This window comes from Herbiconiux daphne (genome assembly GCF_024979295.1).
Lineage (GTDB): Bacteria > Actinomycetota > Actinomycetes > Actinomycetales > Microbacteriaceae > Herbiconiux > Herbiconiux daphnes.
Window position 1 is genome coordinate 455,894 of sequence record NZ_JANLCJ010000005.1, and the last position, 24,075, is coordinate 479,968.

Annotated in this window: 28 protein-coding genes; 14 read left to right on the forward strand and 14 right to left on the reverse strand. The window is 70.5% G+C overall.

What is annotated here, in order from left to right; translation table 11 throughout:
- Window positions 1-41: 41 nt before the first annotated feature.
- Window positions 42-311, forward strand: coding sequence for a hypothetical protein (locus N1032_RS15900; protein ID WP_259540139.1), 270 nt, complete (start codon window positions 42-44; stop codon window positions 309-311).
- Between the two features lie 10 nt (window positions 312-321).
- Window positions 322-1,017 carry an alkylmercury lyase family protein gene (locus N1032_RS15905; RefSeq protein WP_259540140.1) on the forward strand — a complete coding sequence of 232 codons (696 nt, stop codon included), beginning with the start codon at window positions 322-324 and terminating at the stop codon, window positions 1,015-1,017.
- Here the strand turns inward: N1032_RS15905 and N1032_RS15910 are convergent.
- Window positions 945-1,571 (reverse strand): TetR/AcrR family transcriptional regulator, encoded by a 627-nt coding sequence (locus N1032_RS15910; protein WP_259540141.1) that lies wholly within the window; start codon window positions 1,569-1,571, stop codon window positions 945-947. The genes N1032_RS15905 and N1032_RS15910 overlap by 73 nt on opposite strands.
- Before the next feature lie 71 nt (window positions 1,572-1,642).
- On the opposite strand from N1032_RS15910, the gene N1032_RS15915 reads away from it, so the two are divergent.
- Window positions 1,643-4,159 carry an MMPL family transporter gene (locus tag N1032_RS15915; RefSeq protein WP_259540142.1) on the forward strand — a complete coding sequence of 839 codons (2,517 nt, stop codon included), beginning with the start codon at window positions 1,643-1,645 and terminating at the stop codon, window positions 4,157-4,159.
- A 43-nt stretch (window positions 4,160-4,202) separates the two neighbouring features.
- Here the strand turns inward: N1032_RS15915 and N1032_RS15920 are convergent, their stop codons facing one another.
- Complete coding sequence (locus N1032_RS15920; protein WP_259540143.1) at window positions 4,203-4,427, reverse strand: hypothetical protein; 225 nt, start codon at window positions 4,425-4,427, stop codon at window positions 4,203-4,205.
- 149 nt (window positions 4,428-4,576) lie between these two features.
- On the opposite strand from N1032_RS15920, the gene N1032_RS15925 reads away from it, so the two are divergent.
- A complete protein-coding gene (locus tag N1032_RS15925) occupies window positions 4,577-5,014 on the forward strand; it encodes a hypothetical protein (RefSeq protein ID WP_259540144.1) in 438 nt (145 codons plus the stop codon).
- A gap of 7 nt (window positions 5,015-5,021) precedes the next feature.
- Here N1032_RS15925 and N1032_RS15930 read toward each other — a convergent pair whose 3' ends face one another.
- From N1032_RS15930 to N1032_RS15940, 3 genes are all read right to left on the reverse strand, one after another.
- Window positions 5,022-5,399 carry a VOC family protein gene (locus N1032_RS15930; protein WP_259540145.1) on the reverse strand — a complete coding sequence of 126 codons (378 nt, stop codon included), beginning with the start codon at window positions 5,397-5,399 and terminating at the stop codon, window positions 5,022-5,024.
- 67 nt (window positions 5,400-5,466) lie between these two features.
- Window positions 5,467-6,939, reverse strand: coding sequence for a lipase maturation factor family protein (locus tag N1032_RS15935; protein WP_259540146.1), 1,473 nt, complete (start codon window positions 6,937-6,939; stop codon window positions 5,467-5,469).
- Window positions 6,940-6,990: 51 nt separating this feature from the next.
- A complete protein-coding gene (locus N1032_RS15940; protein WP_259540147.1) occupies window positions 6,991-7,320 on the reverse strand; it encodes an L-rhamnose mutarotase in 330 nt (109 codons plus the stop codon).
- Between N1032_RS15940 and N1032_RS15945 the strand changes: the two genes are divergently transcribed.
- Window positions 7,319-7,564 carry a hypothetical protein gene (locus N1032_RS15945; RefSeq protein ID WP_259540149.1) on the forward strand — a complete coding sequence of 82 codons (246 nt, stop codon included), beginning with the start codon at window positions 7,319-7,321 and terminating at the stop codon, window positions 7,562-7,564. The genes N1032_RS15940 and N1032_RS15945 overlap by 2 nt on opposite strands.
- A 37-nt stretch (window positions 7,565-7,601) precedes the next feature.
- Here the strand turns inward: N1032_RS15945 and N1032_RS15950 are convergent, their stop codons facing one another.
- Window positions 7,602-7,907, reverse strand: a complete 306-nt coding sequence (locus N1032_RS15950; protein WP_259540150.1) for a hypothetical protein — start codon at window positions 7,905-7,907, stop codon at window positions 7,602-7,604.
- A 40-nt stretch (window positions 7,908-7,947) separates the two neighbouring features.
- Window positions 7,948-9,627, reverse strand: coding sequence for an MFS transporter (locus tag N1032_RS15955; RefSeq protein ID WP_259540152.1), 1,680 nt, complete (start codon window positions 9,625-9,627; stop codon window positions 7,948-7,950).
- Here N1032_RS15955 and N1032_RS15960 point away from each other — a divergent pair.
- The 6 genes from N1032_RS15960 (at window position 9,602) to N1032_RS15985 (ending at window position 14,259) form a co-directional block, all read left to right on the forward strand.
- On the forward strand, window positions 9,602-9,928 hold the full coding sequence (locus N1032_RS15960) for a hypothetical protein (protein WP_259540153.1): 327 nt from the start codon (window positions 9,602-9,604) through the stop codon (window positions 9,926-9,928). The genes N1032_RS15955 and N1032_RS15960 overlap by 26 nt on opposite strands.
- A gap of 44 nt (window positions 9,929-9,972) precedes the next feature.
- Entirely contained in the window at window positions 9,973-10,170 is a 198-nt protein-coding gene (locus N1032_RS15965; RefSeq protein ID WP_259540155.1) for a hypothetical protein, read from the forward strand.
- 49 nt (window positions 10,171-10,219) lie between these two features.
- A complete protein-coding gene (locus N1032_RS15970) occupies window positions 10,220-11,596 on the forward strand; it encodes a cell wall-binding repeat-containing protein (RefSeq protein WP_259540156.1) in 1,377 nt (458 codons plus the stop codon).
- Between the two features lie 67 nt (window positions 11,597-11,663).
- A complete protein-coding gene (locus N1032_RS15975) occupies window positions 11,664-12,152 on the forward strand; it encodes a MarR family winged helix-turn-helix transcriptional regulator (protein ID WP_259540157.1) in 489 nt (162 codons plus the stop codon).
- Between the two features lie 236 nt (window positions 12,153-12,388).
- On the forward strand, window positions 12,389-13,051 hold the full coding sequence (locus N1032_RS15980) for an MEDS domain-containing protein (RefSeq protein ID WP_259540158.1): 663 nt from the start codon (window positions 12,389-12,391) through the stop codon (window positions 13,049-13,051).
- Complete coding sequence (locus N1032_RS15985) at window positions 13,048-14,259, forward strand: LuxR C-terminal-related transcriptional regulator (protein ID WP_259540159.1); 1,212 nt, start codon at window positions 13,048-13,050, stop codon at window positions 14,257-14,259. Before N1032_RS15980 ends, N1032_RS15985 begins: the two co-directional genes overlap by 4 nt.
- A 78-nt stretch (window positions 14,260-14,337) precedes the next feature.
- Here N1032_RS15985 and N1032_RS15990 read toward each other — a convergent pair whose 3' ends face one another.
- From N1032_RS15990 to N1032_RS16000, 3 genes are read right to left on the reverse strand one after another with little or no spacing between them, the layout of a single operon-like run.
- Window positions 14,338-15,411 (reverse strand): thioredoxin family protein, encoded by a 1,074-nt coding sequence (locus N1032_RS15990; protein ID WP_259540160.1) that lies wholly within the window; start codon window positions 15,409-15,411, stop codon window positions 14,338-14,340.
- Complete coding sequence (locus N1032_RS15995) at window positions 15,401-16,540, reverse strand: alpha/beta fold hydrolase (RefSeq protein WP_259540161.1); 1,140 nt, start codon at window positions 16,538-16,540, stop codon at window positions 15,401-15,403. Before N1032_RS15995 ends, N1032_RS15990 begins: the two co-directional genes overlap by 11 nt.
- Entirely contained in the window at window positions 16,537-17,760 is a 1,224-nt protein-coding gene (locus N1032_RS16000) for an epoxide hydrolase family protein (protein WP_259540162.1), read from the reverse strand. Before N1032_RS16000 ends, N1032_RS15995 begins: the two co-directional genes overlap by 4 nt.
- A 360-nt stretch (window positions 17,761-18,120) precedes the next feature.
- Between N1032_RS16000 and N1032_RS16005 the strand changes: the two genes are divergently transcribed.
- Window positions 18,121-19,044 (forward strand): S1C family serine protease, encoded by a 924-nt coding sequence (locus N1032_RS16005; protein WP_259540163.1) that lies wholly within the window; start codon window positions 18,121-18,123, stop codon window positions 19,042-19,044.
- A gap of 47 nt (window positions 19,045-19,091) precedes the next feature.
- On the opposite strand, the gene N1032_RS16010 is transcribed toward N1032_RS16005, so the two are convergent.
- Window positions 19,092-19,721, reverse strand: coding sequence for a dihydrofolate reductase family protein (locus tag N1032_RS16010; RefSeq protein ID WP_259540164.1), 630 nt, complete (start codon window positions 19,719-19,721; stop codon window positions 19,092-19,094).
- Between the two features lie 153 nt (window positions 19,722-19,874).
- On the reverse strand, window positions 19,875-20,936 hold the full coding sequence (locus N1032_RS16015) for an FUSC family protein (RefSeq protein WP_259540165.1): 1,062 nt from the start codon (window positions 20,934-20,936) through the stop codon (window positions 19,875-19,877).
- A gap of 127 nt (window positions 20,937-21,063) precedes the next feature.
- Between N1032_RS16015 and N1032_RS16020 the strand changes: the two genes are divergently transcribed.
- A complete protein-coding gene (locus N1032_RS16020) occupies window positions 21,064-21,585 on the forward strand; it encodes a hypothetical protein (protein WP_259540166.1) in 522 nt (173 codons plus the stop codon).
- Here N1032_RS16020 and N1032_RS16025 read toward each other — a convergent pair.
- Entirely contained in the window at window positions 21,551-22,408 is an 858-nt protein-coding gene (locus N1032_RS16025; protein ID WP_259540167.1) for a glycosyltransferase family 2 protein, read from the reverse strand. The genes N1032_RS16020 and N1032_RS16025 overlap by 35 nt on opposite strands.
- Window positions 22,409-22,609: 201 nt before the next feature.
- On the opposite strand from N1032_RS16025, the gene N1032_RS16030 reads away from it, so the two are divergent.
- A complete protein-coding gene (locus N1032_RS16030) occupies window positions 22,610-22,867 on the forward strand; it encodes a hypothetical protein (protein WP_259540168.1) in 258 nt (85 codons plus the stop codon).
- 66 nt (window positions 22,868-22,933) lie between these two features.
- Here the strand turns inward: N1032_RS16030 and N1032_RS16035 are convergent, their stop codons facing one another.
- Entirely contained in the window at window positions 22,934-23,887 is a 954-nt protein-coding gene (locus N1032_RS16035) for a manganese catalase family protein (protein ID WP_259540169.1), read from the reverse strand.
- Window positions 23,888-24,075: the final 188 nt, after the last annotated feature.

Here is a 24,075-nt window from a genome sequence, read left to right on the forward strand (position 1 = left end):
ACGTGATTGCCCCAGGACAGCACAAGGCATAGTGTGCGGCCATGACGAATCAGGATGATCGACCCACGATCGATGACATCGAGATCCCGGAGCAGGGCGAAGCGACCTTCTGGCGCGATGGCGTGCAGCACACGATCCGTGCCGACGGCAGCGAAGACGACGAGCCGACCTGGACCATCCACGCCGAAGACGAGCTGATCGCCCACATCAACCGTCGCGAGGGCAAGTGGCTCGGCACCAACCTGTCGCCGTCGCGCCAGGTGGAGTCCGACTCCGACTGGCGCCAGGTCGTGATCGACGTCACCGACTGACGGCCCGACGGTGGCGATCTCTGCCGAGGCGGAGCGGATCCGCCTCGCCGTCTACCGCGGTTTCGCGCAGACCGGCCGGGTTCCCACCCGGCGCGAGATGCCCGCGGCCTACGGCATCGACGACGCGGCGCTCGAGGGAGTGCTCGACGAGCTCGCCGCGGCCCGGCACATCGTGCTCGCTGGGGGAGAGATCGAGCTGGCGCATCCGTTCGCCTCGCGGTCGTTCGGCTTCTCGGTGATGGGGCCGCAGACGCTGTGGTGGGGCGGTTGCGCCTGGGACGCGTTCGCGATCCCGCACCTCGTGCCCGACGCCCCCGAGGTGCTCGTCGCCACCACGTGCCCGGCATGCGGCACCGCGCACGCCTGGACGGTCGGCCGCGAGGCGCCACCGCGAGGTGACCAGGTCGCCCACTTCCTCGTGCCCGCGCACGACATCTGGCCCGACGCCGCCCACGCCTGCGAGAACCAGCTGCTGTTCTGCGACGAGCGATGCGTGTCGCGCTGGCTCGATCGCACCGGCGCGGAGCGCGGCTACGTCCTGACGCTCGACACGCTCTGGCGCCTCGCCGCCTCGTGGTACGAAGGCCGGCTCGACACGCCCTACGAGCGCCGCGACCCCGCGTCGGCGGCCGGCTACTTCGCGTCGGTCGGGCTGAGCGGCCCGTTCTGGGGGCTGCCCGACCGCAGCATGAACCGCACGAGCTGACGGAGCCGGTCGGTGGCGTCATCCTGCCGGCTGAGCACCTGCACGATGATGGTGCCGAGAATCGCGTGCCCCAGCTCGTCGACCGGTGCGCCCGGGGCCAGCTGGCCGTCACGGATGCCGGCGGTGAGCCTCTCAGAGAGGTGACGTTCCACCCCGAGGCTCTCGCTGAGATGGTCGCCCACCGCCGAGTCCTCGGCCGCGGCCGCCACGAGCGACCGCAGCAGGGCCCCTCCGCCCGGGGCGTCGAGGATGGGGATCACGGTGTCGAGCCACTGCTCCACGTCGGCCACGAGGTCGCCGGTGTCGGGCACGGCGAAGTCGACCGCGAAGAGGCGGCCGTCGGAGAGGCAGTCGGCGATGAGCGCGCCGCGGGTCGGCCACCAGCGGTAGATCGTCTGCTTGCCCACCCCCGCCTCTTTGGCGATGCCCTCGATCGTCAGGTGGTCGTAGCCCTCGCTCTGGAACAGCCGGGCCGTGGCCTCGAGGATGGCGTCCCGTGCCGCCGCGCTGCGCACGGGACCGTTGCGGTGCTCGTTCGCCCGGTGCTCATTCACCCGCTCAGGATACCGCCAGACTCTAGACGAGACGTAGCGTATGATCTTCGTGTCTGAAGGAGAACACACCCGTGGCCAGCCTGCTCTATCGTCTTGGATCGTTCGCTGCCCGCCGGGCCTGGGCCGTGGTGGTGGCCTGGGTGGTCGTGCTCGGTCTCGCGGTCGGCGCCTTCTTCGCCCTCGGCGGCACCCTCAGCAACAGCTTCGACATCCCCGGCACCGCGTCGGGCGCCGTCATCGACGAACTCGCCGAGAAGCTGCCCGACACTTCGGGCGGCACGGGCACGGTGGTCTACCAGACCACGGATGGCGCGGCCTTCACCGAGGCGCAGAAGAAGGCGATCTCGGCGGCGGCAACGAGCGCCGAAGACCTCGACGGGGTGGCGGCGGTGGTCGACCCCTTCGACGCTCAGCAGCAGCAAGCCGACCAGGCCCAGAAGCTCGCCGACAGCTCGACGCAGCTCGCCGACGGCCGCGCGCAGCTGGACTCGGGCCAGACCCAGCTCGACGACGGCCGCACACAACTCGCGGCCGCACAGCAGCAGCTCGACGACGCCCGCGCGCAGGCGGAGTCGTCGGGCGCGGGGCCGGAGCAGCTCGCCGCCCTCGACGCCCAGCAGGCGCAGCTCGACGCGCAGACGGCGGCCCTCCAGCAGCAGCAGGACACCCTCGACACCTCCCGCGCCGACCTCGAGACGGGCGCCGCCGAGCTCGACCTGGGCACCACCCTCCTCGGGCTCACCGACGGCATCGGCGTGGTGTCGGCCGACGGCTCGACCGCCATCGTCAACGTCTCGTTCGTCGACCCGCGGCTGGAACTCTCGGAAGAGATCAAGCAGGCCACCATCGCCCACTTCGCCGACGCCTCGATCGACGGCGTGCAGGTCGACTTCGGCACCGACATCGCCCAGGGCGTGCCCGAGATCTTCGGGGTCGGCGAGGCCGTCGGCTTGATCTTCGCCGCCATCGTGCTGATCGTCATGCTCGGGTCTCTGATCGCCGCCGCCCTGCCGATCGTGACGGCTCTGGTGGGAGTCGGCGTCGGCGTGACGGCCTCGCTGTCGTTCTCCGGCGTCGTCGACATGGCATCGGTCACCCCGGTGCTCGGCGTGATGCTGGGGCTCGCGGTCGGCATCGACTACTCGCTCTTCATCGTCAACCGCCACCGCAAACAGGTGATCGCGGGCGTGCCGATCCGCGAATCGATCGGCCTCGCGACCGGCACGTCGGGCACGGCCGTGGTGTTCGCCGGCTCGACCGTCATCGTGGCGCTGCTCGCGCTCAACGTCACCGGGGTGCCGTTCCTCGGGCTGATGGGCACCGTCGGCGCCGTGTGCGTCGCGGTGGCCGTGCTCGTGGCGATCACGCTGGCCCCCGCCATCCTGAGCCTCGTCGGGGTGCGCCTTCTGCGCCGCAAGACCCGCTCGATCATCGGCCACCGGCACGCCGGCGACAAGCCCGTGAAGCCCATGTCGACCTTGCGCGCCGTCGTCACCGTGCTGGTCAGCGTCGTGGCGCTGCTCGTGGTGGCCATTCCGGCGATGTCGATGCGGCTCGGCCTGCCCGACGGGTCGAGCGAGCCGGCCGACTCCACCAGCTACCGGGCGTTCCAGACGGTCGACGAGGAGTTCGGCGCGGGCGCCAACGGTCCGCTGCTCGTGACCGCCACGATTCCGGGCGGCGTGAGCGACGACGACCTGCTGGCCACCCAGGTCGACATCGGCCAGGCGCTCGCCGACCAGGCCGACGTCGTCGCGGTGGCGCCGATCGCGACCTCCGACGACAACACGCTGATCGCGTTCCAGGTGCTGCCGGCCGAGGGGCCGAACAGCGCGTCGACCGAGCAGCTCGTGCAGCACATCCGCGCGCTGCCGCCCGTCGACGACGACATCGTGCTGGGGGTGGCCGGGCAGGCGGCCATCAACATCGACATCTCCGAGGCGCTCAGCGACGTGCTGCCGATCTATCTCGTCGTGGTGGTGGGCCTGTCGCTGCTCATCATGATCGTCGTCTTCCGGTCGCTGCTCGTGCCGGTGATCGCCACCGGCGGATTCGTGCTGTCGCTGTTCGCGACCTACGGGCTGATCGTGTCGGTGTTCCAGTTCGGCTGGGGTGCGAGCCTCATCGGGTTGAACAGCACCGGGCCCATCCTGAGCTTCCTGCCGGTCATTCTCGTCGGCATCCTGTTCGGCCTGGCGATGGACTACCAGTTGTTCCTCGCCTCCGGCATGCGGGAGGCCTACGTGCACGGTTCGCCCGCCCGCCTCGCGGTGGCGCAGGGCTTCCGGGCCGGTCGCTCGGTAGTGATCGCGGCGGCTCTCATCATGGTGTCGGTGTTCGGCGGGTTCATCTTCTCGGAGTCGACCATCATCCGCTCGATCGGCTTCGGACTCGCGTTCGGCGTGCTGCTCGACGCGTTCGTCGTGCGGATGCTGCTCATGCCGGCCCTGATGCACCTCCTGGGCCGGTCGGCCTGGTGGCTGCCGCGATGGCTCGACCGCATCCTGCCGAACGTCGACATGGAGGGCGCGGCGCTCGAGCGCGACCACCCCGGCGTGACGACGGGCGGCACCCCGCTCGCCTCCTAGGCGGGCGCCCCTCGAGCTCAGGCGGGCGGGCGGCGTCGCGAGCTCAGGCGCGGCGCGGGTCGGGGCGCGGGCGGGAGCGCCGCAGCCGGAGCGAGTAGACCAGCCCCACGGCCGCGATCACGAACAGCACCGCGCACGACACCAGGATGACGACGTTGAGCTCGGCGCCGCCGTCGCCCAGGCGCATCAGCTGGCCCACGATCAGCACGGCCATCGACGCCATGATCAACCCGTAGAACCCGGGCTTGCCACCGAAGAGCTTCTTCATCGCGGCTCCCTCCGCTCGACGACGAACGGATGCCTCTCCGCCCGTCTGCTCCCGACGCTACGCCCATTCCGCCCTGAACATGCCCTGGATGACCCTGGTAATCGTCAGTTGTTGAAGTTAGCGTGGAAGAACCACGAGGGGAGACGACGATGACGAGTGCGACCGTGCAGCAATCGGCGCTTCCCGGGCGAACGGTGGTGAGCCGCATCCGCGCCCTCATCGTCTTCACGCTGGGTGCCGCGGTGGTCTACGGCCTGCTCACCTCGGCCGGCAGCGCGACGTGCGTGGCCGACAGCTGCATCTCGCTGACGCTGCGGCCGAACCCGCTCGTCTTCGTGGCGCTCGTGGCCATCGTCGTGATCGCCCTCTCGGTCGCACTCCGCCGGGCGACGACGGAGGAGGGCGCTGTGCGCTACCTGACCCGCGCAGCCGTCGTGGTGGCCGCGGTGGCGATCGCGAGCATCGTGATCAGTCAGGTGTGGTTCGCCCTCATCCCGGTGGCCGAGTGGGACGGCGTCACCGCGAACTACCTGTTCCCGTTCCCGTTCGGCTCCGTCGACGCCGATTTCGCGCCGTCAGCGCCCTGACCGGGCGTCACTCCTTCGACTGCTCGATGCCGAGCACGTTGCCGTCGGGGTCGGTGATCCAGGCGACCCAGGCGTCACCCTGGTCGGCCACGCCGTCGACCGTCGTCACCTCGTCGTCGTCATACTCCTCGGGGTTCACGCCGCGCGAGCGCAGCCACTCCACCTCGGCACGCACGTCGTCGACCCGCCACGAGGCCTGGGTCTGCTCGTCTTTGGTGCCCACCGTGCTCTTCGACGCCTTGAGCCGGGTCTGCCCCGATCGGAACACGATGACCTTCTCGTTCTCGTCGACCACCTCGAGCTGCAGCGTCTCGCCGTAGAACCGCTTCGCGCGGTCGAGGTCGGTCACGAGCAGCACCACGTCGATGGGCTTGTCTGTGAGCATGATGGGTCTTCCTTTCGCTCGCCGGCCGGGTCCGGCCGGTCAGGTCTGTGCAGTCGGATCTGGCCGGTCAGTTCTCGTCGCGGTCTGCTTCGAGCCAACCCCCATTCCGCTCCAACCCCAACGGCGCGACGAGCAGCCCCTCCTCCTCGCGCATCCACCACAGCCCCGTGCGGCGTCGCTCGGCGCGGGTCGCGAACCGGTAGTGGAAGACCCGCGCCCGCACCCAGCGCGGCCGTTCGCCGTCGAACGGATCGACCCGCAACAGTCGCAGTGTCGCACGATCGGCTTCGAGCAGCCGCTGCAGCAGCATCCGGAACCACCCGCTGTCGCGCATTCCGAGCGCGAGGAACCACATCAGCCAGTCGAGCCGCAGATGGTAGGGCGCGAACTGGCGCGGGATGCGCGCCGGGTCGCCCGGTTTGCCGTGGAAGCCGTAGGCGAGCCAGGATGCCGCGTCGCTCGGCACCTCGGCTAGGGTGCCCTCGATCTCGATCTCGCGCCGCCTGGTGGTGACCGAGCCGAACGCGCCGTAGGCGTTGACGAGATGCCAGCGGTTGAAGCTCGCGTTCATGAGCTGACGCCGCGAGAACAGGTTGCGCAACGGCCACCAACTGAGGGCCACGAGCAACGCGGTCGCCGCGAGCACCACCACGACGAACCAGAGCGGCGCGGCTGCCGTGGCCGGCGCGCCGTTCGCCGGCCAGGCGGGCAGCAGGGCGTGCACCGTTCCGTCGTCGATCGCGGCGAAGGCGAGCACGATGGTGAGCACGTTGAGCCAGGCGAAGTTGCCGGTGGCGACCAGCCAGAGCTGGGTCACGATCACGACGGCGGCGGCGACGGATGCCACGGGCTGGGGTGCGAACAGAAGGAATGGCACCACGAGCTGCGCGAGATGGTTGCCGAGAACCTCGAACCGGTGCACCGGTTTCGGCAGCAGGTGCGCCCAGCGGCTCAGCGGATTGGGCATCGGCTGGGTCTCGTGGTGGTAGTAGAGCGCGGTGAGGTCGCGCCACGACCGGTCGCCGCGCATCTTGATCATGCCCGCCCCGAACTCGAGCCGGAACACCAGCCACCGGATGAACCAGAGCACCGTGACGGGTGGCGCCACCTCGTTCGAGCCCAGGAACGCCACGATGAAGCCGGCCTCGAGCAGGAGCGTCTCCCAGCCGAAGCCGTAGAAGGTCTGGCCGATGTTCACCACTGATAGGTAAGCGCCCCACAGGGCGAGGAACAGCACGAGCGGCAGCCAGGGCGGCCCGAACTGCGGCAGGCCGGCCACGAGCAGGGCCGAGATCGCGGCGCCGCCGGCTGCCACGACGCGCAGCAGGCGGTCGGAGTAGTGCCAGCGGAACACCGAGAGCGGGCGCCGGCCTCCGTGTGGCCGCAGCGCACGGGCGACGGGCAGCAGCCCGCGCTCGCCCAGCAGGGCCGGGAACTGAGCGGCGGTCGAGAGGAACGCGATCAGGTAGACGGCCGCGACCCCGCGCTGCAGCACCTGCCGCGCCAGTTCGTAGTCGCCGGCGCCGAACCACTCGACCATGATGAGTCCATTGAACCCGTCAGGGCCGGTCGGGGCCAGGGCCGGTCGGGGCTAGCTCCCGCGCTGGTCCTGCAGCCGCCAGACGAGTGGCACCGGCATGCCGGCATGGCCGGGGCCGGTGGTCTCGAAGTGGTCGACGAACGGGCCGATCGTCTTCTGCCACGCGATGTTGGCCGGGTCGTCGTCGAGCGCCGCGAGTGCCGCCTCGAAGTCGTCGCACTCGACCAGATGGAACAGCTGATCGCCGCTGCGCCAGATCGACCAGTCGTGGATGCCCACCCGGCCGAACGACTCCACGAGGTCGGGCGGAATGGTGGCGTGGGTGCTGTCGTAGCCCTGCTCGAGGCCGGGGCGCACGACGGAGTGCAGTGCGATTCTCATGACTGCCACCGTAGGGCACCGGCTGGCGGCACCGCCGCCGACGCCTGAGCCGCGCCGCCGGCCCGGCGGCCGGCGCGGCCGCGCGTTTCGGGAGGAGCTACGCGCACCCGCCGCCGCCGGCGGCGCGATGCGGCGCACGTCCTCCCGAAACCTGCCCGCCGGGCAGAACGGGTCAGACCCGGTCGGCCGTCTCTGCCCAGGCGAGCTCCCGCAGCTGCGCGGCGCTCACGACGACCGCGGGTAGACCACGCCGTCGCACGCCCCGCCGCGGAACACGGCGATCAGTTCAGGCCGAATGTCTCGAGGTCGTAGAAGTCGAGATCGGTCAGGTCCCCGCCGTCGTCGCCGTCGCCGTCGCCCGACCAGGAACCGGCGAGGGGAGAGGCCGTGATGCGACTGGTCGAGAAGTCGATGCGCACCGGCGTGCTCCCGGTCACGAGCACCTCGACGCGTCGGTCGTCATCGGGAATCGTGACGAACGCACCCCCGGCGCGGGCCGCGGTCTCGATGTCGGAGCGCACCCGCGCGAGGTCGGAATCGCGCTCGATGCGGAATCTGTCGCCGTGGATGGTCAGCAGAAAGGCCATGCGCCGCCTTTCCTCTGGCCCAGGTCGGGCGGTTGCGAGCCTACGCTCCTCGCGGCGATCCGGCCTCGCCTGATCGCGGACTGTCGGCCGACGGGTCGTCCAGGCGGCCGCGGGCGGGTGCTCCCGGGCGCACGGCGACGGGCTTCTCGCCCGGGATGCCGCGGGAGAACAGCAGGGCCACGACCGAGATGACGATGAGGGCGAAGAACGCGATCCGCAGCGACGACAGTTGCGAATCGCGGTAGATCGTGGCGAGCGTCGTGGCCTCGGCGGCATCCAGGCCCGATTCCTGCCCGAGCTCGGCCACCGTGGCCGCGGGCACGATGGTGACGCCGCCCTCGGTGGCCTCGGTGACGAGGGCGCGGGCATCGGCCGGCAGATCGCTCGCGGCCACGCCTCCCGCGAAGGAGGTCGCGAGGGCGCCGATGAGCACCGACCCGATGAGGGCGGTGCCGAGCGACGATCCGAGATTCTGGAACACGCCCTGCAGCCCGCCGACCTCGCTGGTCTGCTTCTCGGTGACCGCTGACATGTTGACGTTGCCGAGCTGAGACGCGAGCAGTCCGAGTGCAGCGCCGGCGAGGAACATGCCGGCGGCGAACAGCCAGCTCCTGAGGTCGGCCGTCGCGGCGCCGAGCAGCAGCACCGCGCTGAACACCAGCACGAGCTGGCCGACCCGCACGATGCGGCGGGGCGACCAGAGTCTCGAGAGCCGCGTGCCGACGATCGAGAACAGGATGAGCGACACCGAGAGCGGAAAGATCTTGATGCCGGTCTCGAGCGCGTCGAGCCCCAGGGTCATCTGCAGGTAGACGGGCACCATGAAGAACAGGCCGGCGGTGACGGCGTATTGCGCGCCGAGCACCGAGAGGCCGCTGCGCAGCTGCCTAATCGAGAACATGCCGATGTGCACGAGCGGCGCGTGGCCGCGGCGTTCGAGCGACGCCTGCCGGCGCACGAAGGCGTAGAGAAGGACTGCGCCGGCCAGCATGAGCCAGGCGGTGAGCGAGATGCCGAGGGGTGCGATCTCGACGCCGCCGATCTCGGGCGACGCGAGCGGGCGGATCCAGCCCCAGGTCTTGCTCTGCAGCATTCCGAACACGACGAACACGAGCCCGAGGGCCGACAGCAGCACGCTCGGCACGTCGATGCGCACGCGCTGGCGGGAGGTGGCATCCGTGACCCGCCGCGAGAAGATCACCACGGCCGCCATGATCACCACCTCGGCCACGAAGACATAGCGCCAGCTGAAGTAGGTGGTCACGAAGCCGCCGATGAGCGGGCCGGCGGCCACGGCTGCGCCCGAGACGGCGCCGATGATGGCGTAGGCCGTGATGCGCGCGCTGCCCTTGTAGTTGTCGGCGACGAGCGCGGCGATGGCGGGGATGACGAGCACCGCGCCCAGACCTTCGATGATCGACCAGCCGAGGAAGAGCACCTGGATGCTCGGGCTGAGCGCGGTGATGAGCGACCCGGCCGCGTAGACGCACGATCCCACGACGAAGGCCCGGCGCCGACCCCAAATGTCGCCGAGCTTCGCGCCGAGCAGCATCACCGCCGCCATGGTGAGGGTGTAGAAGGTGATGGCGGCCTGCATGGCCGAGACGGTGGTGCCGAGGTCGTCGACCACGGTCGAGATGGAGACGTTCATCACGGTGCCGTCGAGCACCATCACGAACTGGGCGGCGCCCAGGATGACGACCACAGCCCACTTCTTCATGGCACCTGCCCTCCATCGGGTGGTGCACATCTTCCTCTTCGGAGCCTGCGATGTCACCTGGCTCCGTTGCGGCGGGGGCCCGACCGTGCCAGCGTTGCTCAACGTGACCCGGCATGAGAAGCATCCGCGCCTCGAGGTGACCGCGACCGGTCGTCAGGGCGTGCTCGTCGGGCCTGCCGCCGACGGCTACGTGAGCGTCATCCTCGACGGGGTCGACGACGTCACTGAGTTCCGGCCCGACGAACTGACGATCTTCCACGGGCGGTCGAGCATCGCGGGGGCGCCCACGTCGGCGGAGTGACTTCTCGTCGCGGGTCGGCGGTTCTATTGTGGGTTCAGGAAGCAATGATGCTCGAACTCTCGGAGACCGACCTCGCGGCCGCATATTCGCTCGGCGGAGACCACGCCGAGGAGGGGCGTGCGCCGCTCGAGCCGTCAGACCTCTGGGAGGCGCTCGTCGCCCAGCCGCATCACGACTACATCACGGGTTCCTACAGTCTGCTGGGGGATGCGTATCACGCGGGCTATCGGGATTTCTCATGAGCGCGTCGTGGTTAGTGATTAAAACTCATTAACGCGGTATCCTCGTGGGATGCAGCTCTCGCAGACCCGTCGCCGTCGCCGTCGCCGTCGCCCTGAATCTTGGTCGTTCTCGTCTTCATCCTCGTCGTCCTCGCCCCGATGGCGGGGCTCGCGTGTTGCGGCCATCGTCGCGGCCCTGGCTGTCGGCGGCACGGTGCTGCTCGCGCCCGGTGCAGCGAACGCCGCGCCCATGGTGGTCGACGACGCCTACGGCGTCACGGCGGAGACATCGTTCAGCCCGCCTGCGGGTGCCGGGGTTCTCGCGAACGACAGCGAGGTCGGTTTCCCGGGCGCCGGGGTCTTCATCGTCACCCAACCGGCTCACGGAACATTGATGGTGCCCGACAACTCCGGTGCGTTCACCTACACCCCGAACGTCTGGTTCGGTGGATCGGACAGCTTCACCTACTGCATCACGTTCGGTGCCGGATGCCTGTCCAACACCGCTACCGTGTCGCTCACCGTGCACAGTACGATCGATCGCATCGGTGCGGCCGACCGGTTCGCGCAGTCGGCGGCTGTCTCCGCCTCGCGTTTCGCCCCGGGAGTCGACACGGTGTTCGTCGCATCTGGTGCGGTCTTCCCCGACGCGCTCTCTGCCGGTGCGGCGGCGGGCGTAAGCAAAGGTCCGGTGCTCCTGGTGAGCAAAGACACGGTCTCCGACGCGGTGCGGGCAGAGCTGACTCGGCTCGCAGCGAAGAAGATCGTGCTGCTCGGAGGTGTGAACACCGCGAGCTCCGCAGTCGAAGCGGCTCTTCATGACTTCGCGCCAGACGTGAGGCGAATCGCTGGTGCCGATCGCTACGACGTGTCGGCGGCGGTCTCGGCGAGCGTGTTCCCGCCAGGGCCGCGAGCGCGAGTAGCCTATGTCGCCTCAGGGGAGGTCTTCCCTGACGCACTCTCGGCGTCCGCAGTCGCCGGTGCCGTCGATGCGCCGGTGCTGCTCGTGCAGAAGGGCGTCGTGCCGGCCGCGATCCGCGCAGAGCTCACGAGACTCGCGCCGTCCGCCATCATCGTCGTGGGCGGAGCGAACTCCGTCTCCGATGACGTGCTGACCACCCTGCGCGGCATCAGCCCCACCGTTCTGCGGGCCGCGGGCGCTGATCGTTATGCAGTCTCGGCAGCCGTCTCGTCGTCGGAATTCACTCCGCCGCAGTCCCATGTGGTCTACGTCGCCTCGGGTGAGGTGTTCCCCGACGCGCTCTCCGGTTCGCCGGCCGCCATCTCGCGCTTTGCTCCGGTGCTGCTGGTGTCGAAGAATTCGATCCCCGGCCCCATCGACGCGGAGCTGACGCGTCTGCACCCGAACCACATCGTCGTGCTGGGCGGCACGAACTCCATCTCGGCCCAGGTCGAGCGAGATCTCCAGAAGTACCTCGCGCACTGACTTTTAGATGATCTCGCGCCCGTCCCGCCAGGGACCCGGTGGTTGATGTGTCAATTAGACTCGAGAGATGGCGAAGGCAGACTCCGCGGCATCCGGTCGCCGCACTCCGACGGTGGATGAGTTGCGGGCGTGGCGCAGCTTCATCGAGACGTCGGACGAGTTGAGGTCGGTGCTCGGGTCGCGCCTGCAGGCGGAATCCGGGCTGTCGGCCGGTGACTACGCGGTGCTGCTCGCGCTGAGCGAGGCGGAGAAGTCGAGACTGAGGTCGTCGGAGTTGGCCGATCACATCGGGTGGGAGCGCAGTCGGCTGTCGCACCACATCGGCCGCATGGAGCGGCGGGGACTCATTGAGCGCGTGGAATGCCTCACTGACAACCGGGGCGCCGAGATCACGCCGACCGCGGCGGGCCGCGACGCATTTCGGGGAGCGTCGGCGCCGCATCTGCGGGCCATCCGGGAACTCTTCGTCGACGCGCTCACCCCGGCCCAAGTGGTGGCGGCCGGCGAGATCGCCGACGCGCTGCGCGCCCACCTCGACCGGGCCGCCCAGCGCTGACGCCCCGCGTGACTCCGGTATCAGCATTGCGCGAGAAACTGCCTGGGCCGGGTGTGGAGAGCCCGCGACAACCGGCCCGCCCGCGCTACAGCTCACGACGATCGTCCATTGATCGCCCGGAATGACGGCCGTAAACTGGCGCTCGCGTAGGGCGCTCGCGGTCACCCGGTGCCTGTCACAGAGCGCGCCTGGATGACCTGATCCGATGCCTTGACCCGCGAATCGAGATGGCTGAGATGGCAGGTGCCGATCGCGCCGCAACCGATCCCGCCACGTTCGCCGGCGGGGTGCTCGACCGCTACCGCCATGTCTGCGCCTTCGTGAACGGCCCGCAGGAGCAGGATGCCGTGCTCGATCCGTTCGTGCGCCAGGGTGTCGATCGCGGCGATCGTCTGGTCTATCTGGTCGATCCGGCCGAGTCCGCCGGCCCGGTGAACCGGCTTCGGCACCTCGGCTACGACGCCGCCGGTCTGCTCGAGGGTCATCGCTGCGAGGTGCACACCTGGACCGACACCTACCTGCGGGGCGGTCATTTCGACCAGGATGACATGCTCGACCTTCTCGATGAGATGCTCGTGCGGCAGAGACCGCCCCGCATCCGTCTGGTCGCCGACATGGGCTGGGCCGCCGACCGGCGTGACGTCGCCGACAGCCTGATCGAGTTCGAGGCCCGTGCGAACTTCATCCACGCCCGCCACGAGCACGTCGTGATCTGCTCCTACGACGTCGCCCGCTTCGACGGAGCGTTCATCATCGACATCCTGCGCACCCACCCGCTCGTGCTTATCGGCGGGGTGCTGCAGGTGAACCCGTTCTTCCTGCCGCCCTCCGAATTCATCGAAGAACGCTCCGCCCGCGGATCCCCCCGTCGGAGCGACGGACCGACACGGCCGACATGACCGACGGCGCACGCGACGACGGGGCAGACGACCGCGCGGCCGGCCGAGCAGACGACCGAGCGGATGCCGCAGCCGAAGACGTCTCCGAGGCCGACACCCGGCGCTGGCTGCGTGACATGGGCGCGCTGCTCGCGCTTCCGGCGCTCTGGGTCGACCACGAACCACCCGAGATCGCGGCGGGACTGCTGAGCGTGCTCTTCGGCATGCTCGAACTCGACGGCGGCTACGCCCGGTTCGACGACCCCGAGGGCGGTGCGCCACTGGAGACCTGGCGCCCGTCGGCGCCGGCGCCTCCGGCCGAGCTCGTGCGGGTTCTCGGGCGGAGCGGAGCGGCGGCATCCGGAGCGGCGGCATCCGGAGCGCCTCCAGGAGCACGGATGGCAGGCATGCCGCCTTCCGGGAGGTCGGCGACCAGCAGCGTTGCGACGGCGAGGTCTGCGGAGGGAAGACCGTCGCGGAGGACCGCACGCGAGATGCCGGCGCCAGGGATGACTGCACCAGGGGTGCCGGCGCCGGGGATGACTGCTGCAGGGATCTCTGCGCCGGGGATGTCGGCGCCGGGGATGACTGCGCCACGGATGACTCCGGGGACGTCGACGCCGGGTATCGCGACGAGCGTGGTGGAGGGCGCCGATGCCGCGTTGCGGGTCACGAGCCTGCCGATCGCTCTGCCGTGGGGCGCCGGGCTGGTGGCGGTGTCGGCTCGGCGCAGCGATTTTCCGACGGCGATGGAGACCCATCTGGTGCGCGTGGCGGTGAGCCAGGCGGCGATCGCGATCCACACCGCGCGCCGGCTGGCCCGCGAACGCGACGCGCGGGCGAGCGCCGAGAGCATCGTGTTGCGCCAGAACGACCTCCTGCGCTCGCTGGCCGACGACCTGGAGCCGACCCTCGACGCGATGATCCGCCGAGTGCACGAGGCGGCGCGATTGGTCGCCGGCTCGCCGAACGCACAGGTGGGCGGCCAGGCGGACCGCCGCCCGACCGCTGCGGCAGTCGGCGCCGGCGCGGCCGTGCCACCACTCACCCGTCGCGAGCTCGAGGTGCTCGGCCTGCTCGCGCAGGGGCTCAGCAACAAGGAGATGGCCGGCGTGATGTGGCTGAGCGACCGCACGATCGAACGCCACATCACCAGTCTCTACCGCAAGATCGGCGTGGCACGCCGCAGCGAGGCCACGGCGTTCGCGCTGCGCAACGGCGTGGTCTGAGGCGGCGTGGTCTGAGGCGGCGTGGTGTGAGGCGGGTTCCGGGCACGTGCCGCCTACGCCATCCGGAACCGGCCCGGATCACCCGAACGTGAAGCAGTACACCTCGGCGCCGGGCGCGGCGAACTCGATCTCGACCACGCGATCGACGATCGCTCCGGACTGGCGCACCAGCTGATAGGTGTCGGCGGCGTCGAGCAGCCCCGCGCCGGAGGCATCGACGTCGGTTCCGTGCGCGGCCCCGACCGGTTGCCCGTCGAGCAGCACCCGGAAGGGCACCGCGGCACCAGCCCCACCCCGCGCACCGGCCCCACCCCCCGCGCCGGCCCCACCCGCGGCGCCCGGCGCCATGACGAGGTTCACATCACGCGCGTGGAAGGCGAACCGGATGCCCCCGGGCGCCTCGTTCAGCACCGCGGCATGGCGGGCGAGCGTCCAGGTGCCCCGCAGATCCCACGAGTTCGCCGGCAGCCGAGCACTCGCGCGGTAGTCGTGCGCCACGTCGAACAGCTCCGGGTCCTCAGCCACAAAGCCGCTGCTCTGCCCGTAGCCGAGGTAGGTCTCAGGCGAGCGGAGCGTCGCCCAGTCCGCACCGACCTCGAGCCCGTGGGCTTCGGGCATCACGAGCGACTGGTCGACATCCGGAGCGCCGGCTTCTCTCAACAGCTGCTGGATCGCCATCTCGGTCATCGCGTATTCGCCCTCACCGAAATGGTGGAACCGGATGCGCCCACTCGCGTCGCCGACATAGAGCGCGGGCCAGTAGTGGTTGGCGAAGTCGCCCCACACGCCGTAGTCGGCGTCGAGGGCGACCGGGTAGCGGACGCCCAGCTCGAGCAGCCGGGGCGCGACGTTGCCCGGGTCGCTCTCGAAGCCGAACTCTGGGGTGTGCACGCCGACCACGGTGAGGCCGGCATCCGCGTAGCTCGCGTGCCAGGCACGCAGATAAGGCACCGTTCTCAGCCAGTTGATGCAGGTGTAGGTGCAGAAATCGACCAGCACCACCCGGCCTCGCAGGGCTTCGGGGGAGACGGGTTCTGAGCCGAGCCAGCCGGTCGCGCGGTCGAACGACGGCAGTCGGCCCTCGTCGGGCAGCACCCGCGTGTCACCCGCCACGCGGTTGGCGACCGACCGGAACAGGCGGTCAGCGGGCACGGGACACCTCCGACTGCGCGGGGGAGCGGAGCGCGGGGCTGCCATCCACGGGGGCATCCACGGCGGTATCCGCGAGGGCATCCGCGGCGGCATCCGGAGGGGTCGAGGGGCGGGCATCCCGAAGCGCGCCCGGCTTGATCCCCGGCAGCACGGCGGGGCCCCAGCCGGCCTGCTGCCCGGCCCGGTCGGCCGCGATGACGGCGTCGGCGAAGGCCGCGGGCGCCTCCTGCGGTAGGTTGTGGCCCACCCCGCCCGTGACGACGCGGTGCTCGTACGGCCCCGTGAACATCGCGCGGTAGGCCGGGGCATCGGGGTGCGGCGCGCCGTTCGCGTCACCCTCGAGGGTGATGGTGGGCACCGCGATCGGCGGCCGCCCGGCCAGTCGTCGCTCGAGGTCGTCGTGCCGGGGGTCGCCGCGCGAGAGACCGAGTCGCCAGCGGTAGTTGTCGATGACGATGTCGACGTGATCGGGATTCTCGAACGCCGCGGCACTGCGGTCGAAGACCGCGTCGTCGAACGACCAGCGGGGAGAGGCGGTCTGCCAGATCAGCCGGGCGAACTCCGCGCGGTAGCGGTCGTAGCCCTCGCGGCCGCGCGGGGTGGCGAAGTAGAACTGATACCACCACGCCAACTCCGCGGCGGGCGGCAGGGGAGCAGCATTGGCCTGCTGGCTGCCGATCAGGTAGCCGCTCACCGCGACGTGCGCTCGGCAGCGGTCGGGCCAGAGAGCCGCCAGGATGTTCGCGGTTCGCGCGCCCCAGTCGAAACCGGCGACCACGGCACTCGTCACGCCGAGGGCGTCGAGCAGCGCGATCGCGTCGAGCGCGAACACGGCCTGCTGGCCGTTTCGCGGGACGGTTCCCTCGGAGGCGCGTGGTGCGGTGCCCGGGGCACCGGCCGCCGCGTCGGCCGCCAGGAAACGCGTGCTGCCGTAGCCGCGCAGGTGCGGCACGAGCACGCGGTAGCCGGCATCCGTCAGCCGTGGCGCGGCGTCGGCATAGCTGTGGATGTCGTAGGGCCAGCCGTGCAGCAGCAGCACGACCGGCCCGTCGGAGGGTCCGAGATCGGCGTAGCCGACGTTCAGCTCTCCGGCATCGAGCTGACGGATGGGGCCGAGCGCGTCGCTCATCGCAGAGACCGGAACGCGGCGCGCAGCTCTTGCGAGAACAGCCCGGGCTGCTCCCACGCGGCGAAGTGACCACCGCGATCGAGCCGGTTGAAGTGGATGAGATTGGGGTAGGCCTCGGTCGCCCAACTGCGCGGCGCGGCGTAGATCTCGTCGGGGAACACGCTCACCGCGACCGGCAGCGTCACCCCCTTGGGAGCGAAGAAGGGCAGCGTGCTCTCCCAGTAGAGCCGCGCCGACGAGACCGCCGTGTTCGTGAGCCAGTAGAGCGTCACGTTGTCGAGGATGTCGTCGCGCGTCAGACCTTCGGCCTCACCGGCGAACACCCGCGCGATGAGGTCGTAGCTGCGGGAGTCGTGGTCGAGCATCCAGGCCGCGAGTCCGACGGGGGAATCGGCCAGGCCGTAGAGGGTCTGCGGCCGGTTGCCCATCTCTTGCGCGTAGGCGAGGCCGTGGGCGTAGAAGAACGCGAGCTGATCCCACGCGCCGCGCTCGTCGGCCGTGAGATCGGCGGGCGGTGGGTCGCCGTTCGTGAGCGCCTGCTGGATGGAGTCGGGCACGGTGGCCGGCATGTTGGTGTGGATGCCGATGAGTCCGGGCGGGGTCAACAGGGCCATCTGCTCGGTGACGGCGTTGCCCCAGTCGCCGCCCTGCGCCACATAGCGGTCGTAGCCGAGGCGTCGCATGAGTTCGGTCCAGGCGCGGGCGATGTGGATCGGGTCCCAGCCGAGCTCCTCGGGCTTGCCCGAGAACCCGTGACCGGGCAGCGAGGGGATGACGACGTGGAAGGCGTCGGAGGCGTTCGCTCCGTGCTCGGTGGGCTCGGTCAGCGGCCCGATCACCTTCAGCTGCTCGATCACCGAGCCCGGCCAGCCGTGGGTGATGATGACGGGCAGGGCGTCGTCGTGCGGCGACCGCACGTGCAGGAAGTGGATGTCGACACCGTCGATGGTGGTGACGAACTGCGGCAGGGCGTCGAGACGTGACTCCACGACCCGCCAGTCGTGCTGGTCGCCCCAGTAGGCGACCAGGTCGTCGATCACCCGGCGCTGCACGCCCTGAGACGCGTCGGCCACGAGCTCCTTCTCGGGCAGGCGGGCCTCGCGCACCCGGCGGGTGAGGTCGGCGAGCTCGGCGTCGGAGGCATGGAAGGTGAACGGCCGGATGCCGCTGCCGTCGTCGTGCTGCTGGTCGGCGTCGGTGCGCGATGGGGTGATGGTCATGGCAACTCCTCGAGACGTGGGGCGACACGGATCGCGCCGCATCTCGACTCTGGCGCGCCGCACCCGCGCCCGTCGTCGGGAGCATCCCTCAATCTCGCCCGGCGGCGCCCCGAATGTGCGGAGAACCCCTCAATCGGGTGTCGACCCCGCGCTCCTCCCCCTCCCCTCCTCCTCCCCCCTCCTCCCCGCGCGAGTGGTCACTTTTCGCGCCAAAACGACCCGGGAACCGCCGAAAGTGACCACTCGGGGGAAGGGGAGGCCACTCGAGGGATGGGGAGGCCACGTGCGACGGCGTGACGGCCGCGTGCGCTGTCAGCGAATCGCGGCATCCGGGGGCCGGCGACGGAGTGGAATGTCTGCATGAACGATCGTGAGGCGCTCGACGCCTATTCGCAGACCGTCGTCGGTGTCGCGGAGAGCGTGCTGCCCTCGGTGGCGAGCGTCTCGGTGCGCTCGCGGCGGGGCGCCGGAGCCGGCAGCGCCTCAGTCATCGGCGACGAGGGGCTGCTGCTCACCAGCGCCCACGTGGTGGCCGGTGCCGACGAGCTCGAGGTCGCGTTCGCCGACGGCCGCTCGTCTGAGGCGCGGGTGGTCGGCGAAGACCCCCTGTCCGACCTCGCGGTGCTGCGAGCCACCGGCAGCACGCCCGCGCCGCTGCGCCTCGGCGATGCGGCGGACCTGCGCGTGGGTCAGCTCGTCGTGGCCCTCGGCAACCCGCTCGGGCTCGCGGGCAGCGTGACGGCCGGCATCGTCTCGGCCCTCGGCCGGTCGCTGCCGACCCAGGCCGGCCGGGTGATCGACGAGGTCATCCAGACAGATGCCGCTCTCAACCCCGGCAACAGCGGGGGAGTGCTGGCCGACGGCTCGGGCGCGGTGGTGGGCGTCAACACCGCCGTGGCGGGCATCGGGCTGGGGCTCGCCGTGCCGATCAACTCGACCACGCGCGAGATCATCGACTCGCTCGTGGCCTACGGGCGGGTGCGCCGGGCCTGGCTCGGCATCGCCGGGGTGCAGATCCAACTGCCGCCGGATGTCGCGGCCAAGGTGGGTTCGGCGAAGGGCATGCAGGTCGTGACCGTCGTCACCGGCAGCCCGGCCGATGTGGCCGGCATCCGTCGCGGCGACATCGTGGTCTCGCTCGACCGGCAGACCATCGTCAGCGCCACCGCGGTGCAGCGGCTCATGGTCGAGAACGCGATCGACCGTCTGATCGAGATGACCGTGTGGCGCAACGGCGCGCTGGTCGACGTGATCCTGCAGCCGAAGGAGCTGTCGCTGAGCTGAGGCGGCCGAGTAGGCCGAGCGGGGCTGGGCTCGCGCGCCGACCCGGGCTACTGCTGCGTCGTCATGTCGCCCGTCGCCGGAGGCGCTCCCGTGGGGCCGTAGCTGAGCAGCACCGCGCCCTTCTTCGAGGCCGGCGACGCCGAGAGCAGCGTCAGACCGACGGGCGGCCCGTCGTGGGGGAACAGCCGCTTGCCGGCGCCGAGCACGACGGGGTAGATCCAGAGGTTCAGCTGGTCGAACAGGCCCTCGGTCACGAGTGACCGGGCGAAATCGATGCTGCCGATCACGTGGATGTCGTCGTGCCGGTCGCGCAGGTCGGCAACGGCGGCGGCGAGGTCGCTGCCGAGCAGGTGCGAGTCGGCCCAGGTCAGCGCCGGGTTGCCGCGCGAAGCGACGTATTTCGGGATGCTGTTGAGCGCGTGGGCGATGTCGGCCTCGGAGCCGTTGCCCTGGTGGGGCCAGTACGCGGCGAAGATGTCGTAGGTCCGGCGGCCGAGCAGCAGGGCGTCCATGCCCTTCATGCCATCCGCGACCTGGGCGCCGTCGTCGTCGCCGATCAGGGGAGCCTGCCACCCGCCGAAGGCGAACCCGTCGGTGGTGTCCTCGTCGGGGCCGCCGGGTGCCTGCTGCACCCCGTCGAGACTGCTGAAGAGGTCGATCTGGATGCGACCGGACACGATGATCTCCTTCCGGCACCGCGGCGGGCCGCGCTGCGAGCGGGCGCGACACCGGCGTCGCGCCGTGGTTCGATGCTCGCAAGAGCGGTCGTGTCTGTCAACGGCGGTGTTGCCTGTCAACGGCCGTGGAGTCGTCAACGGCCGTGGTGTCTCTCAATGATCCGCAGACGGATGCCTCTCGTGCCACACCAGGGCGGCGACCACGGCCAGCGCCGCACCGATCGCGGTGTCGACGAGGCGTTCGACGGCGAAGGCCAGCGGTTCGGCCCCGGTGCCCGAGCCTGCGCTCGCGGCCGTGCCCGTGATGGTGAGCACGAGCGGCGTGATGAACACCAGCGCCAACGCGTAGTTGCGCACCACGAACAGCTCCACGGCGAACTGCAGCGCGCCGAGCAGCAGCGCCAGCCAGAGGCCGCTCGGCGCGAGCTCGGCGAGGCCCAGATAGAGCACCGCGCCCGCGATGGTGCCGATCACGCGGTGGAGCCCGCGGGTCATCGTGAGGGCGCGGCTGCTGCCGCCGCTCACCACGGCCAGCGCCGCGCAGACCACCCAGTAGGCACGTTCGGGTTCGACGGCGAGGGCGATGGCGCTGCCGAGCACGGCGACCGTGATCGATCGGCGGATGAGGGTGCGGGTCGGCTCATCAGTGAAACGCGGGGTCGGGAACCGCTGGCGCAGCGTGCGGGCCGGCACACGGCGCGAGCGGGGCAGCACCACCGGGGCGATCGCCAACAGGTAGGCGAACAGGCATCCGCCGGCCACCAGGGTCACGAAGAGCAGCGGATCGACCACGCGCACGCCGTCGACCGGCGCGGTGATGTGCGCGGCGGCGCCGAACACCAGAGGAAAGAACACCGGCCCGGGCGGCCCCACCGCGAAGCCGTAGAGCAGGATGCTCGCGGCGGCGGAGACGAGCACCAACCCGATCGCGACGGCGAGCGACGACCCCGCGAGCATGGCTCCGGCTGCGGCGCACGCGACGAGGCCGACGGCGATGAGCGGCAGCACGCGCAGCCGTTCCCTGACGGGCGCGTTCGCCACGTAGAGCGCCGTGAACGCGCCGATGCTCGCCTGGAGCCCGAGGGCCGGAGCGCCGGCGAGCGAGAACACGGCGATCGGAATGGCGACCGCCAGCCCGGCTCGCAACGCGATGGGCCAGCGTCCGCCCGGGCCGTTGAGGCGCACCAGGCTCGCGAAGGCTCCGTTCTGGTTCACCCTTCGACGCTACTCGCCGGCCGCGAGCACCACACTTCGGGGCCATTGTCCAGCGGGCGCGACATCCGCTCGGCGCGCGTAGGAAGGGAGTGCCGGTCGGTGCGAGCGGCCGAGCGCGAGGCGGACCATGGGCAGCGACCGAGACGGCCGCGATCGAGACGGCGGCCGTGCAGGCACCGAGTTGCGCCGACGATTCGCGGCCGTGCTGATCGTTCTGGCGATCGACGCCGTCGGTGTTGCCGCCATCGCGGTGGCGGCCACGCGCCTCGCCGGTCGCGATCGGCCGTCGGAGGCGCCGCTCGTCGCCGCCTGCACCGGGGTCGCGTTCGTGACCTGGCTGTTCGCCGTGGTCGCGGTGCTGCTCGTGCGGCGGGCGACGCGTGCCGGGTTGCGACGGGCGGCGGGGCTGGGCTCACCCGACCGTCTCCTGCGCGCGGCACGACGGTGGCTGTGGTCGGGCCTCATCGTCAACACCGTCGGAAGCGAATGGGTGGCCATCACCGCCCTCGTGCGCGGCGACACGTTCGCGGATGTCGCGAGCGGGGGCGCTCAGGGTCTGCTCACCGCCACCGCGCTCGCCATCGGGGGTGTCGTGGTGAGTCTGGCCTATCTGCTCATCCTGCCCAGGCGCGGCCCGGCCGGTCGCTAGGCGCGTCGAGCTGGTGCCGGCCAGGGCGCGGGAGCCCGCGGCCCGCGGCTCGGGCGGCGCGGCGCGCGGCGATCAGCCGGCGCCAGCGCAGCCACGGCAGTTCGCGGGGCCAGTGCACGAAGACCGTGCGGAATCCGCGGCCGAGCCGGGTGCGCAACGCACTCGCGCTCGTGAACGGACGGTGCGAGATCTGCAGCTCGATCGATCGATCGAATCGGAGCTTCCACGGCGCTCCGAGGTGGAACGACAGGTCGAGATCGTCGTGCAGTTCGGGGTCGTGACGGTGCACGGCCCAGCGCACGTGCTCCCAGGCGTCCCGACGCAGCGCGAGGTTCGAGCCGAACAGCGGCACGTGGCCGAGCGCGGGGGCCAGCGACACGAAGTAGGCGCCCAGATAGAGGTGGGCGCCGAGGCGGCGCCAGCGCGGCGGGCCGTCATGGAAGGTGGCGGTGCCGGTGATCGCCGCGACATCCGGTCTCGCGTTGAGGGAGCGGGTGATCGAGGCGATCCAGTCGGGGGGAGCGATGCAGTCGGCGTCGAGCCGGGCGATGACGTCACCGGATGCCGCGTCGTAGCCGGTCGCGGCCGCGGCCGGGATGCCGCGGCGCTCCTCGCGCACGACCCGCGCGCCCGCTGCCCTCGCGACCTGCGCGGAGTCGTCGCGGGAGGCGTTGTCGACCACGATGATCTCGAGCGGTGCCGTGGTCTGGCGGGCGAGCGCGCGCAGGCAGGCGCGCAGGCTCGCGGCGTCGTCGCGCACCGGCACGACCACGCTGACGGTGAGGGGTGCGACGGGGGAGTGCGCGGGCTGTGGTTCGGGCATGTCGGTGCACAATCTCCGCAGGCACTGCGGATGACGGGTTGCGGGGGTCGGGTTTCGTGGCGTGTTGCGGGGTCGGGGTGCTGCAGTCCGGGGCTGACGTCTTCCACAGCGGCGACCGTGTGTCCAGCCCCTGCCGAACGGATGCGCCCGGCCTAGGGTTCCGAGCACGCGGCACTCGCGTGCACACCGATCGGAGACATCATGGACCTCGGACAATTCGCCTCGTATCGCCTGCCGGCCGGCATCCGGAGCGCTTTCGGCGTCGAGACGGCGCAGCAGCTCGCCGACCAGCTCGGGGCGAAGGGAACCCTCTCGCCCCAGACGGCGCAGGAGGCCGAAGCCGCCTACAACGCCTACAAGAAGGGCGATCGAGCCGCGGCGCACGCGTTCCTGACCGGTCGGCTGGGGCTGACCGATGCCGTCGCCGACGACGCACTGAACAAGCTGTCGAAGGCGTAGGCCGTGGGTCGGGGCGGATGCGATGCTCGAGCGACGCATCCGCCCCGGCCGGTCAGTCGTCGAGCATCAGGCCTTGACGGGTCCGAAGCTGTTCTCGACCTCGGCGAGTTCGAGTTCGGCCGTCTTCTGAATCAGCTTGAGCAGGTCGGGGTCGAGTCCCGGCGAGAACTCCTCGAGGCGCTCGGGCGAGATGAACGAGGGGGTGCCTTTCGGCGCCTGCTCGGTGGCATCCAGTTCGGTGCCGTCGTTCGAGGGTGACGCGCCCTGGAAGATGCGGCCGGCCTCGGATGCGCCGGTCAGGTCGAACGAGAACTGCTTGCTCTGCAGGCCCAGGTCGACGAGCTTCTTCACCTCGGGGAACTTCTCGGCGTTGGTCTTCGGAATCGGGAGGGTCTTCTTCCAGTCGATGCCGAGCGTCTCGAGCGCCTTGGCGTAGGCGTTCTCGTGCGCCTGGTCGCGCACGATCAGGTAGGCGATGGTCGAGCGTGCCGTCTTGTTGGCGGTCATCTCGTAGATGCGGCACTTCTGCAGGCGTCCGGTCGACTCGAGCATGAGGTTGTAGAGCAGGTCGAGCACGAGGTTGCCGGAGTTGTAGACGTAGCTGCCGAGCCAGGGGTTGCCGGCGGCGTCGACGGGGAGCGCGCCCTGGGCGCCGACGAGGTAGTGGTGGATGTTGCCGTGATCGAGCGCGATGTTCAGCGGGGTCGCGCCGCCGGCACCCGGGGTGTCGAGCGGGTCGGTGAGCTTGCCCTGATATTGCGGTGAGCCGTCGAGCAGGCGGGAGATGGTGGTGCCGATGAGTTCGACGTGGCTGATCTCCTCGGTGCCGACGCCCTGGATCAGGTCGCGGTAGGGCTTGGCCGACGGGCCGCGAAAATTCATCGCCTGGAACAGGTACTGCATCATCGTGCGCATCTCGCCGAACTGGCCGCCGAGCCCCTCCTGCAGGGCGTTCGCCGCTGCGGGGTCGGGCTCGTCGTCTGCGATGTCGTTGATCCATTCTTGAACGTGGAAATACATACCGAGCCTCCGTTGGTTTCGGGCCGCTGTGCGCCGCCCGGTGTCCACACTCGTCCTGTGATGGATATTCGCTGCCCCCTTGCTTTTTGGGGCTGGGAGTGGGTGGGGGTGGGGTCGTGCTGGTGTGTTGGCCTGCGGCGTGAAAGTGAGTGAATGTCAGTGTTGGGTGTTTGACTTGTGTCATGTTC